We start from the raw sequence: 11,801 nt of genomic DNA, 5'->3' as shown, positions 1-11,801 counted from the left end.
CCTCAGCAGCACTTCCGGTGTCAGGCGGTCCACGTCTGTAGCCGACCGCACATGCCGAATACCCGCGGCTGCGGGCGGGGCTGGCCTCGGATGACTCTCGCCTGGTCAAGATGGCTGCCGTCCCCCAGAGCCAGGGCAGTGAGATTAGAATGCACCCGCTGCGTCTCCGCGCCCACATTGGCCTCGAAAATTTCAGTCCACTCGGCAATCCGCGGCCGCACCAAGTTGACCGCATGGTGCCGGAACCGGTCAAAAGCCCCAGAGCCCTCCGCTTCGATGGCCTCCAGCAGCTGCCGGTAGCCCTCAAGTGCCAGGTCCCCGGCGCGCTCGCGCGGCGTCGGCGCGTTCAGTTTCGCTGCCTTCGGCTGGCAGTGCCACGGCCGCCCGGTAGGCCTCCGGGTCAGCCACGATCTCTTCCGGAAAGGTCAGCACCGCATCCCCCGCCTCGGGAAGCCCGGCGTTGGACATCACCACTGCCAGCTCGAGTTCTTCTATATTCACCAGCCGGTGAATGGTCCCGGGGGTGAACCACAGCAGCGCACCGGGTGCCAGCGCATCGCGCGCCGGTCCTTCCGCACTGATGGTGTGCACCTCACCGCGACCGGCGGTGACCACGTAGGCCTCGGTGGAGACAGTGTGCAGATGCGGCGAACCGCCGTGCAGGCCGTCGGCAGTCTCCCAGTCGTAGACGCAGAGGTGGCTGACAGCGGTGCCGCCAGGGAAGTCCGGCAGGGAGCGTGAGTCCTGACCCGATCGTGAATCGGTCACTGGTTGAGGACAGTCGCGAGGACTTCCCCCTGGCTTAAGCTCACCGAGGCGCCGCAACGCAGTAGTGCCCGGCGCCTCTCAGGCACCGGGCACTACTGCGAATTGCTAGAAGGTCAGGCGCTGACCTTCTCCAGATGGCTGCGGATGAACCACTGGAACAGCTCAAGCTCCTTGGCCTGGCCGATCAGCAGATCCTCCGTGATGGGGTCAATATCGCCGACCTTGCTGAGCACCTGGCGATGATCCCCGATAACGCCGGTGTATACCTTGTCCAGCTCCGTCAGGTGGCTTTCCGCGTCTGCCTTGAAGAGCGGGTAGTCGCTCCAGGAGCGGTCGCTGACAAGTTCACCGCTGAGCCCGGAGGGAGCCTGGCCCAAGGTCGCAATGCGCTCGGCAACCTCGTCAGCAAACCCGCGGACGACCTCGGTCTGGGGATCAAGCATCTCGTGGACTGCAATGAAGTTCGGACCCACCACATTCCAATGCACATGCTTGAGCACCAGATGCAGGTCGTTCAGGGCGTGAAGGCGGTCCTGCAGCAGGCCGGCGATCTCGCTGCCGTTGTCCTTGCCAAGGCCGGGGACGGTGTAGTCAGCAGACTTCTGGGTCATCTCAACACTCCTTAGGTGGTGTCGGCGACGCCGGCTTTTTGTCGGCGGTGCCTCAATCGTAGGAACCTCAGGCCTAGCAGCGCCAGGAAGCACAGGCTCCCCTCACCTTCAGGCCCGAAAAGCTCATGACTCTTGCCTATCGAGCCAAGGTGAGTGAAACCTGTGTGGTTTCTGGATGCTGGGCGAAGCCGCAGAACGACGACGGCGCCTGTGCCCCTCGTTATAGGCACAGGCGCCGTCGTCAGCTCATAGCTGTTTTCGTGAGATTAAACCGGCTCGATGACTTCGAGGCCTCCCAGGTAGGGCCGGAGCGCTTCGGGCACGCGCACGGACCCGTCGGCCTGCTGGTGGTTCTCCAGGATGGCCACCAACCACCGCGTGGTGGCCAGGGTGCCATTGAGGGTAGCCACCGGGCGGGTAGCAGCCCTGCCGCCGTCGTCGTTCTGAGTACGTTCACGAATATTGAGTCGGCGGGCCTGGAAGGTGGTGCAGTCCGAGGTGGAGGTCAGCTCCCGGTAGGTGTTCTGGGAGGGGACCCAGCCTTCGCAGTCGAATTTGCGTGCCGCGGAGAGCCCGAGGTCTCCTGCCGCGATGTCCACCACCCGGTAGGGCAGCTCCATCTTCTGCAGCATCTCTTCTTCCCAGGCCAGCAGCTTGGCATGCTCAGCAGCGGAGTCCTCCGCAGAGCAGTAGATGAACATCTCCAGCTTGTTGAACTGATGCACGCGCAGAATTCCGCGGGTGTCCTTGCCGTGGGATCCCGCCTCGCGGCGATAACAGGTAGACCAGCCGGCAATCCGCTCCGGCCCGCGGCCTAGGTCCAGGATCTCATCTGCGTGGTAGCCGGCGATGGCGACTTCAGAGGTACCCACCAGGTAGAGGTCGTCACGTTCCAGGCGGTAGATCTCGTCGTCGTGCTCCACGTCGAAGCCGGTACCGGCCATAGTGTCCGGGCGCACCAGGGTGGGGGTGATCATCGGGATGAAACCAGCCTTGACGGCCTGGTCCAGACCCATCTGCATCATGGCAAGCTCAAGGCGGGCACCGATGCCTTTGAGGAAGTAGAAACGAGCACCGGATACCTTCGCCCCGCGCTCCATGTCCAACGCGCCCAACCGCTCAGCCAGCTCCAGGTGGTCCTTGGGCGCGAAACCCTCGGCGGCGAAGTCGCGCGGGGTCCCCTCAGTGCGCAGGGTCACGAAGTCCTCTTCGCCTCCGGCGGGCACACCGTCATGGATGAGGTTCGGGAAGGAACGCTGCAGCTTCAGCAGGGCCGCCTGTGCATCATTGGACTCGGACTCTGCGGCCTTGACGTCTTCAGCGAGTTGCTTGACCTCGGCCAGCAGCCGCTGCTTCTCCTCGCCCTGGGCCTTGGCCACGGTCTTGCCGAAGGCCTTCTGCTGCGCCCGCAGAGTCTCAAAACGTGTGATCGCCGCAGATCGGGCCTCCGAGGCGGCAATGAGGGCATCCACCGCAGATTCATCCGCCTGTCGCGCACGCTGGCTGGCTTTGTACTTCTCGGGGTTCTCGATGAGGTCCTTGATGTCGATCACGGGCTACAGCCTAGTCCACCGGCTGCGCCGCCGGGGCCCGCAGTTAGACTTGGGCCCATGAATGACGCCGCCGTCTGGATCCTGCCAGCTGCTCTGGTAGTGGTGTTCGTGCTGCTGATCATCATCGCGCAGCTGAGCAGCCGCCTGAAGAAGTGGAAAAAGCGCGCCACAGAGCTCAAGCACAACATCGAGGTCAGCTCTGCGGTGGCCGCTCATCCCAAGAAACTGCATGAGCGCCTGGTGGGCGTCGTGGTCAATGTCAGCAAGGAAGATGCTGATGAAGCGGTCCGGCTGGTTGAAGCCGGCTGCTCTGCGGCGGGGATGCCTGAGCCGCTGATCATGGCCTCCAGTGTGGAGGACCCGGGTTATCTGATGACCCGGCGCGCTCTTAAAGCCGGCTGTGATGTGGTCATCGCTGCTGGCGGCGATGGGACTATTCGAGCAGTGGCCAGTGAACTTGCAGGCACCGATGTGGCCCTCGGAGTTCTTCCATTGGGCACGGGCAATCTCTTCGCGCGGAATATCGGGCTTCCCTACCAGGACATCGTAGCCTGTGTTGATGAGGCGCTGCATGGCCAGCCGCACAAGGTAGATACTCTGCAGCTGAGCCTTGAGCGGCCCGGCGGCCGTAAAGACCACGAAGTTTCCCTGGTCATCGCCGGCGGCGGACTCGATGCAGAGGTCATGGAGGACACCCGCGATGTGCTGAAGCAGCGCGCGGGATGGCTGGCCTATGGTGAGGCCGGACTGCGTCATATCATGGGGTCCCGCAAGACCATCACTATCCAGCTCGACGACGGCGACCCCTCCACTGTGCGAGTGCGCTCTGTCCTGCTGGCCAACTGCGGTTCGCTGCAGGCTGGCATCGAGCTGGTTCCCACGGCGCTCTTCGACGATGGCCATATGGATGCGGTGCTGCTGACTCCCCGGCATGCCTGGGACTGGGCGCGCATCCTGGCGAAGACCACTATGCGGTTCTCTTCGGAAATCCCGATGATGACAGTGCGTCAGGCCGTTCGTGGACGCATCCGCATGGAAGAGCCCCTGCCTTTCCAGATCGACGGCGATGCTGTGGGTGAGGTCATAAGCGTCAAAGCTGAGGTGGCGCCGTCGTCGTTGATCGTCAATGGCGTCCAGCGCGCCACGCTGGATAAACCCGACGACTGACCCCGACCCCCTACGGGAAGAATGGGACTGCTCAGCAGGGCCTCACCGGTCCTGCAGGGAAGCGATCCACGTCTTGGCGGCGCTGAAAGCGGCTTCGGAGACCTCCGGCAGCACCTGCTGGGGCTTCTTATCCGCCCGCGGGTAGGAACCCAGGAAACGCAGTTTCGGGGAGATCCGGTGGATGCCGGCCAAGGCGTCAGCCACCCGGTCCTCCTGTATGTGGCCCTCCAGGTCAATGGAGAAGAAGTAGCTGCCCAGTCCGTTACCGGTGGGCCGGGACTCGATCCGGCACAGATTGACCCCTCGAGTGGAGAAATGCTCCAGGATCTCCATCAGCGCACCCGGCCGGTCTTCCGGCAGTGGAATCATGATGGTGGTTTTATCCGCCCCGGTCATCTCCGGGATCGGGCCCGGCTTGGCGGTGAGCACAAACCTCGTCACAGCACCGTGGACATCCTCGATTCCGCTGGCGATGATGTGCAGCCCCAGCTGCTCTGCCACCAGCGGGGCACAGATGGCGGCATCGGCAATGGGACGTTCTGCCAAAAGACCGTGGGCTGCCGCGGCCGTGGATGACGCCGGGACATATTCGGCGGTGGGCACAGTAGCCTCGGCCCAACGCCGGACCTGCGCCCAAGCGTGGGAATGGGTAGCTACTGAGCGGATCGCACTGAGCGCTAGCGGCTCTTTTGAGACCAGCACGAAGCTGATGGGCACCAGCGCCTCAGCGACAATGTGGAGGTCATGGGCCACTGAGACCGCGTCCAGCGTGGCGGTCACTCCGCCTTCCACCGAGTTCTCGATCGGCACTACGGCGCCGTCGGCCTCCCCGGTATCCACCATGGTCAGGGCCGAGAGGACGCTGGCGGTGGGTACCCGCTGGCAGGAGGCACCTCCGGGCATCTTCTCCAGGGCGGCCTCGGTGAAGGTGCCGTGGGGCCCCAGGAATGAATAGGTGAGAGTGGCAGCTGTCATAGAACTCGCGGTTCTCCTTCTGCGGATTCAAGGGGGCGCCCGTCCTGGATCCAGGCGTCATATCCGCCGACGACGAAGAACACGGAGTAGCCCTGGGTGGTCAGCCATTGGGTGATCTGCACGCTGCGTCCGCCGGTTCGGCAGATGACGTAGTAGTCCTCGTCCGGGTCCAGCTCTTGCTCAAAGCGGGTGGGAATCTCATCGACGGGGATATGCAGGGCGCCTGGGGCGTGCCCGGCGTCGAACTCATAGGTCTCCCGCACATCCAGCAGGTATGCATCAGCTGGAACCTGCTCAGCTGGAACAGTCTCAAAGTCCATTCTGGCGCTCCTTCCCGTCTTGCGAGGACTTGCCGCTCCAGGGTATCCCGTCCTGTACCACCAGGGTCTTGGCGGGACACGTTGGTCCACATAGTGTGGTGACATGGAGCATCTGCCAGCAGCACCTGCCCCCTCTGCCGACCACATCACCGACCGCTCCATGACTGATTTTCGCGCTGCCGCTGCCTGGCAATGGCGTCAGGCAGTTCTCGATGGCGAGGTCTCGGTGGTGGAGCTTGCCTCCGCTGCACTGACTGCTGCGGCAACCAGGAGCGGGCTCGGTGCATTCGTTCATCTGGACCCGGACTACGCGCTGGGCCGGGCCGAGCAGTTGGATCGGACCATTGTTCAACTGCGTCGGATTCAGGGAACGACGACGGCGGCCGCGGAGCTTTCTGCTCGTGCGCCGTTATTGGGGCTGCCTATGGCGTTCAAGGATCTCGTGCCAGTGGCGGGCATGCCGCTCACTTTGGGTACGCGGGCGTTGCCGGTGCAGATCCCAGCGGTGGATGCACCTTTGGCGCGGAGGCTTCACCGCGCGGGAGCTGTCAGCATCGGTAAAACTCAGGTGCCCGAGCTGGGACTGCACTGCTATTCGGAGAACCAGATTGCCGCTGCTGCCAGGAATCCGCTGGATCTGTCCAGGACAGCTGGTGGGTCTAGCGGAGGGTCGGCCGCCGCTGTCTCTGCCGGAATCCTGCCATTTGCACCGGGTAGCGATGGAGGCGGGTCAGTGCGGATACCTGCGGCTGCCTGCGGACTGGTGGGGCTCAAGCCAGGACGCGGCAGGCTGCCTGATGATGATCAGGACCCAGGCGTGCAGAACCTGCCTGTTTCCGGACCACTGGCGTCCTCTGCGGAGGATGCGGCGTTACTTTTTGATGTGATGGCCGGGCATCGATTTACTTCGCCCACTGGTAGCCGCGTACTCGGGCCGGCCACGGGGCCGGCTCAGCGCAGGGTGCCGCACGCTCTGAGTCAGGGACTGGAGCCGCTGCGCGTGGGGGTCACCATGGAGTCACCTTTCTCTCCAGAGGTGGAGATCGTACTGGCAGATGATGCTGTGGTCGCCGTGCAGGAGGGCATTTCCCGGCTTCAGGATGCCGGGCACATGATTCAGGGGACAGATCACTGCACCGGTGCAGACCGATTCTGGCCCGCGGACTACTTCGAGAACTTCACCTCCCTGTGGACTTCCCGGCTAGCCGGTGCAGACTTCCCTGCTGAGGTATTCGCTGAACTGGAGCCCCTGACACAGCACTATCTGGAGCTGGCGGCCTCGCGCTCAGCCGCCGATGTGCAGAAATCGCTGGCAGCACTTGAGGACTTCAGCGCCGGAGCTGAGGACATCTTCGGGCCCTGGGACGTGATTCTGACGCCACTGCTTGCTTCAGCACCGCCGGAGATCGGCTGGTTCTCAGCCCTGAGTCCGGAGCAGAACTACGTGGAGCAGTGCCGTTTCACTCCGTATAGCTCAGTAGTCAACGTCCTCGGGCTCCCGGCTATCAGCGTGCCTGTGCATACTGACAGCCGGGGCCTGAGTTGGTCAGTGCAGCTCATGGGCAAACACGGCTCCGAGGAACTGCTCCTGGCCCTTGCTGCGCTGATGCTGCGCCGGTGACCTCGGGCGCAGCATCAGTACTGCCGCGGCAGTAGATGATAGGCGCGGATGGCATCCTCGCGGCTCTTCTCAGCGGCTAATTGCGATTGCAAGCGTGACCACTGCTTTTCTGCGCGCTGGGTCCGGCGCTCGTGGCTGGCTGCTGCGGATTGCTGAGCCCAGCGAACCAGCTGCTGACCTATATGGATACTTAATCGTTGGGGTATCGAGTAACGGTAAACGGTAGACATAATGATCCTGTTTCATGGCAGAAGACATACTCCTGCCTGGGAATTTTTGGGCACGAAAAATGAGCGTGACAAATGACTAACAAATCAAGAGTCAAACTTGAGATACACACTGCTTCTGGCGCCGATTTAGATGAAGAAGTGAGGGCGCTCTAAAAACAAGTGCGGTGATGTGCTTCATTGAAGCGGACGCAGTGGTGCGCAGATCAGTTCATATAGATCTACGGCAGCAGCGAGAGTCCCGACGCCGGGCCCCGCGAATCATAGGGGATTCAGCAGGCGGCAGAGACGGATCTGCCGAGTTCGCGGGGCCCAAACACATCTGGGAAACCTCCCAGACGGTTCACCGTTGCTGTTGAAGCATTCATCCTGGTGATATTCATGTGCCCCTCCTCTCAAAGGCTAGATCCGATTAGTGACGTTTATGAAGATAGCACGTAAATTCCGGTCGCGGAATCTTTTCGACGAAATTATTGCGAACAAGTTTCTGCGCAGCTGACCGGCATTGTTTCGACCGATTTCCTGAGGGTATGCAGAAGGCCCTCACCAGATCATGTCGATCCGGAGAGGGCCTTCAAAGGCAGGTAGACGAGGCTGCGGCTACCGGGCGTCGTCGTTGTGCATCTTTTCCAAGTCATCACGGTTGACCGGCGTCGCCAGAGCGGCGTCGTCGCCCTCCTCGACGCCGGCATCCGTGCCGCGCCAGCGAGCGATCGCACTGAGGACGTGGTAGATCAGCAGAGCGGCGATCGAGCCGATAGCGATGCCCTCCAAGACAATCTCCCCGAAGGTCATTGTGAAGTTGGCAATGGCGATGATCAGCGGCACCCCGGCAACGGCGAGGTTGATCGGGCTGGAGAAGTCCACCTTGTTCTGCACCCAGATACGCACGCCGAGGATGCCGATCATGCCGTAGAGCACCGTGCCAGCACCTCCCAGCACACCTTCTGGGACAGTGGCGATGAGCTGACCCACCGGAGAGATCAGGGCCAGCAGGATCGCGAATCCGCCCGCTACCCAGTATGCGGCGGTGGAGTAGACGCGCGAGGAAGCCATCACGCCGATGTTCTCTGCGTAAGTTGTAGTACCTGAACCACCGCCGCTGCCTGCCAGCATGGTGGCAAGGCCATCTGCCATCAGAGCACGGCCGGTGACCGGATCCAGGTCGCGATTGGTCATCAGCGCCACAGACTTCACATGGCCGACGTTCTCGGCCACCAGAACCAGCACCACCGGAAGAAACAGGCCCAGTACCCCGATGTGGAATTCCGGCGCAGTGAACTGCGGCCACGCGAACCACTTCACCTGCAGCAGAGCCGAGAGGTCGCCGTCGAAGACCTGGTAAAGCGCAGGATCCATATCCGAGAAGTCGACTTCCCCGCGGAACAACGCGACGAAGTACCCGACTACTACGCCGAGCAGGATCGACAGCCGCCCCAGCAGCCCCCGGAACAGTACGCCGGCCACCAGCATGGACACGATGGTCACGGTGGCGGTGATCGGTGCACCTTGGACGTTGCCCCAGGCTGCTGGCGCGAGGTTCAAGCCGATCAGCGCGACGATGGCGCCGGTCACCACAGGGGGCATCAGCACCTGGATCCACCGGGCTCCGGCAAAGTGCACCACAACGCCGATGAGAACCAGCAGCGCGCCAGTGGCCAGGATGCCGCCGAGAGCCCCGCCCATTCCATAGCTTCCCATCGCGGCGGTAACCGGGGCGATGAAGGCAAAGGATGAACCGAGGTAGCTGGGTACGCGGCCCGCGGTGATGATCAGGAACAGGATGGTCCCGATACCTGAGAACAGCAGCGTGGTGGAGGGCGGGAAGCCTGTAATGAGGGGCACTAAGAACGTGGCACCAAACATGGCGACGACGTGCTGGGCCCCGATGCCGAGGGTCTGGAACCAGTTCAGCCGCTCGTCAGGGGTGACGACAGCGCCTGGGCGGATGGTCTTGCCGTCTCCGTGAAGACTCCAGCCAAAGCCGGGAAAGATCTGATTATTCACGGACCACTACTCTATCGGGCAGTTGTCCGCAGACACAGACATGCCGGGCAGGATGTTCAACTCCTGCCCGGCACGTTGTGTGAGTTTGTAAGACCTCAGGTCCGGTTGTTGTCGCTAGTCAGCGAGTCCTTCGCTTTAGAGGCTGCATCCTTGACGTTCTCTCCAGCGTCCTTCAGTTTGCCCTTGAGGTTCTGACCCTGACCTTCACGCTCAGTCTCTTTGTCCCCAGTGAGCTTTCCGACGCCTTCTTTGGCAGAACCAGAGGCCTTATCGAACTTAGCATCAAACTTGTCATTGAGTCCCATATGGTGACTCCTCTCTGTCGCGGACGTTCCACCCCTCACGCTACAAGTCGCCAACAGCAGTGTGAAGCCACTCAAGTAGATTCAGTGCAATCTCCCAGTCACTATCCAGACTTAAAAACCGCTCCGGGGTGCAAAAGTTAATCACGAATCAATAACTCTCTCATCTATTCTCAGAACAATGAAGGCACCGCCCAATGCATCCCGCGGCACGACAAGCCTGTGACCTCACCGCTTTTCTGACAAGAATTGACCAGGCGGACCTTCAATGTCGCTTTTTTGGTGTTTTTCATGCCTTCTCCGGTTGATTCCCAGGAAAGCCTCACTAGGGTTGAGCCGTGATGAGTAGCGCCGAAACTTCTCCTGCCCAAAACAGCCCAGAAGCCGATACAGAGCCGATTATCCTGCGAGCTCCTACAGTGGCCGACGGCGCTGACCTCTGGCGTCTGGCTAAAGGCACTGGGGTCCTGGACACCAACACCCCCTACGCCTACATCCTGTGGACACGCGACTTCGCAGAGACCAGCGTGATCGCTGAAATCGGCGGAGAACCCGCAGGCTTCATCTCCGGCTACCACAAGCCCTCAGACCACCAGACGCTCTTTATTTGGCAGGTGGCCGTGGATTCAGAGTTTCGCGGTCGCGGTCTGGCCAAGAAGATGCTCTTTGAGCTGGTCTCACGCTCCGGCGCCAGTCGGCTGGAGACGACCATCACCGCAGACAACCAGGCCTCGATTGCCCTGTTCACCGCGCTCGCCCGGGAACACGGCACCGAGCTGCAGCGCAAACCGCTGTTCACCGAGGATTACTTCCCCTCCCCCGATGAGACTGGCGAAGACCATGCCGCCGAAGATCTCTACACGGTAGAACCCCTGCAGCAGAGCTGACTGACCCCCTAAACCCCATATCCACACATTCGAACTAGGTATACAAGGACTCACATTATGGCTACTGACATCTTCGAGACCCGCGAATCCCAGGTACGCAGCTACTGCATGAACTGGCCAGCGGTGTTTGAGAAGGCTTCCGGCTGCTACCAGTACACCGAGGACGGCACTCGCTATCTCGACTTCTTCTCCGGGGCCGGCGCTCTGAACTACGGCCACAACCATCCTGAGCTGCGCGACCTGCTGGTGGAGTATGTGGCCAATGATGGAGTCACCCACTCCATGGACATGAAGACCCCGGCAAAACGCCGGTTCCTGGAAACTCTCGAGCAGCTCATCCTGAAGCCTCGAAACCTGGACTACAAGGTGATGTTCCCCGGCCCGACCGGCACCAACACTGTTGAGGCGGCCCTGAAGCTGGCCCGCAAGGTCACCGGCCGCCAGCACATCCTCTCCTTCACCAACGCCTTCCACGGAATGACCCTGGGTGCGCTGTCGGTGACCGGTAACTCCATGAAGCGCCGCGGCGCCGGGATTCCGCTGACGAACTCCTCGAAGATCCCCTACGACGACTACTTCGACGGCGATATCCCAGACTTCATCTGGCTGGAAAAGGTTCTGGAGGACTCCGGCTCAGGCGTGGATAAGCCCGCGGCGGTCATTGTGGAAACCGTTCAGGGCGAAGGCGGCCTCAACGCCGCACGCATGGATTGGCTCAAGGCTCTGGCTGACCTGCTCAAGCGCCACAACATCCTGCTGATCGTCGACGACGTGCAGGCCGGCTGTGGACGTACCGGCAAGTTCTTCTCCTTCGAAGAGGCCGGCATCTACCCGGATATCGTCTGTGTCTCCAAATCCATCTCCGGCTACGGCCTGGCTATGGCTCTGACCCTGTTCAAGCCTGAGCTTGATGTCTGGGAGCCCGGTGAGCACAACGGCACCTTCCGCGGGAACAACCTCGCGTTCGTCACCGCAGCCCGCGCATTGGAGCTCTTCTGGTCAGACGACTCCTTCCAGCAGGAGCTCGGTGAGAAGATCCAGCAGCTGCGCGAAGGTCTGGAGAAGGTCTCTGCACATGTGAAGGACTCAACCGTGCGTGGCCGCGGTTTCCTCACCGGCATCTGGTTCCCCAACCCCGATACCGCCGGCAAGGTGGCAGCCGAGGCTTATAAGCGCAACCTGCTGCTGGAAACCTCCGGACCCGAGGATGAGGTCGTCAAGCTGATGCCGCCGCTGAACATCAGCTCCGAGGACCTGCAGAAGGGCCTGTCCATCCTGGAGGAAGCCGTCCTCGCTGCCACCGGACAGCACGGCGAACCTTCCCGCCTGCGTCCCCCGCACTGAGCTGGTCCCGCGGGCGGGG

The 11,801-nt window shown here is 61.9% G+C and carries 11 protein-coding genes; 4 read left to right on the top strand and 7 right to left on the bottom strand.

The genetic code is table 11. The annotated features are described in order from the left end of the window. Positions 1–303: 303 nt before the first annotated feature. The 3 genes from TX78_RS14355 to serS all read right to left on the bottom strand — a co-directional run bounded on the left by TX78_RS14355 (position 304) and on the right by serS (position 2,932). Entirely contained in the window at positions 304–768 is a 465-nt protein-coding gene (locus TX78_RS14355; protein WP_233722209.1) for a cupin domain-containing protein, read from the bottom strand. 113 nt (positions 769–881) lie between these two features. Next, complete coding sequence (locus TX78_RS08285; RefSeq protein ID WP_044495278.1) at positions 882–1,379, bottom strand: Dps family protein; 498 nt, start codon at positions 1,377–1,379, stop codon at positions 882–884. Between the two features lie 266 nt (positions 1,380–1,645). Then, complete coding sequence (gene serS, locus TX78_RS08280; protein ID WP_044495277.1) at positions 1,646–2,932, bottom strand: serine--tRNA ligase; 1,287 nt, start codon at positions 2,930–2,932, stop codon at positions 1,646–1,648. A gap of 57 nt (positions 2,933–2,989) precedes the next feature. Between serS and TX78_RS08275 the strand changes: the two genes are divergently transcribed. After that, positions 2,990–4,099 (top strand): diacylglycerol/lipid kinase family protein, encoded by a 1,110-nt coding sequence (locus TX78_RS08275; RefSeq protein WP_044495275.1) that lies wholly within the window; start codon positions 2,990–2,992, stop codon positions 4,097–4,099. Between the two features lie 42 nt (positions 4,100–4,141). Here the strand turns inward: TX78_RS08275 and pheA are convergent, their stop codons facing one another. Beyond that, positions 4,142–5,074 carry a prephenate dehydratase gene (gene pheA, locus TX78_RS08270; RefSeq protein ID WP_044495273.1) on the bottom strand — a complete coding sequence of 311 codons (933 nt, stop codon included), beginning with the start codon at positions 5,072–5,074 and terminating at the stop codon, positions 4,142–4,144. After that, positions 5,071–5,394, bottom strand: a complete 324-nt coding sequence (locus tag TX78_RS08265; RefSeq protein ID WP_044495271.1) for a rhodanese-like domain-containing protein — start codon at positions 5,392–5,394, stop codon at positions 5,071–5,073. Before TX78_RS08265 ends, pheA begins: the two co-directional genes overlap by 4 nt. 103 nt (positions 5,395–5,497) lie before the next feature. Here TX78_RS08265 and TX78_RS08260 point away from each other — a divergent pair, with 103 nt between their 5' ends. Then, positions 5,498–7,015: an amidase gene (locus TX78_RS08260; protein WP_044495270.1), complete on the top strand. Its 1,518-nt coding sequence runs from the start codon at positions 5,498–5,500 to the stop codon at positions 7,013–7,015. Positions 7,016–7,842: 827 nt separating this feature from the next. On the opposite strand, the gene TX78_RS08255 is transcribed toward TX78_RS08260, so the two are convergent. Beyond that, complete coding sequence (locus TX78_RS08255; protein ID WP_233722208.1) at positions 7,843–9,249, bottom strand: uracil-xanthine permease family protein; 1,407 nt, start codon at positions 9,247–9,249, stop codon at positions 7,843–7,845. 95 nt (positions 9,250–9,344) lie between these two features. Then, positions 9,345–9,554 (bottom strand): CsbD family protein, encoded by a 210-nt coding sequence (locus TX78_RS08250; protein WP_044495268.1) that lies wholly within the window; start codon positions 9,552–9,554, stop codon positions 9,345–9,347. 338 nt (positions 9,555–9,892) lie between these two features. Here TX78_RS08250 and ectA point away from each other — a divergent pair, with 338 nt between their 5' ends. Both ectA and ectB read left to right on the top strand, forming a co-directional pair. Further along, a complete protein-coding gene (ectA, locus tag TX78_RS13960) occupies positions 9,893–10,438 on the top strand; it encodes a diaminobutyrate acetyltransferase (protein WP_044495266.1) in 546 nt (181 codons plus the stop codon). A 57-nt stretch (positions 10,439–10,495) separates the two neighbouring features. Continuing rightward, entirely contained in the window at positions 10,496–11,782 is a 1,287-nt protein-coding gene (gene ectB, locus TX78_RS08240) for a diaminobutyrate--2-oxoglutarate transaminase (protein ID WP_044495265.1), read from the top strand. Positions 11,783–11,801: the final 19 nt, after the last annotated feature.

This window comes from Nesterenkonia massiliensis, assembly GCF_000455245.1.
GTDB lineage: Bacteria > Actinomycetota > Actinomycetes > Actinomycetales > Micrococcaceae > Nesterenkonia > Nesterenkonia rhizosphaerae.
This window is presented reverse-complemented; position numbering and strand designations above follow the sequence as displayed.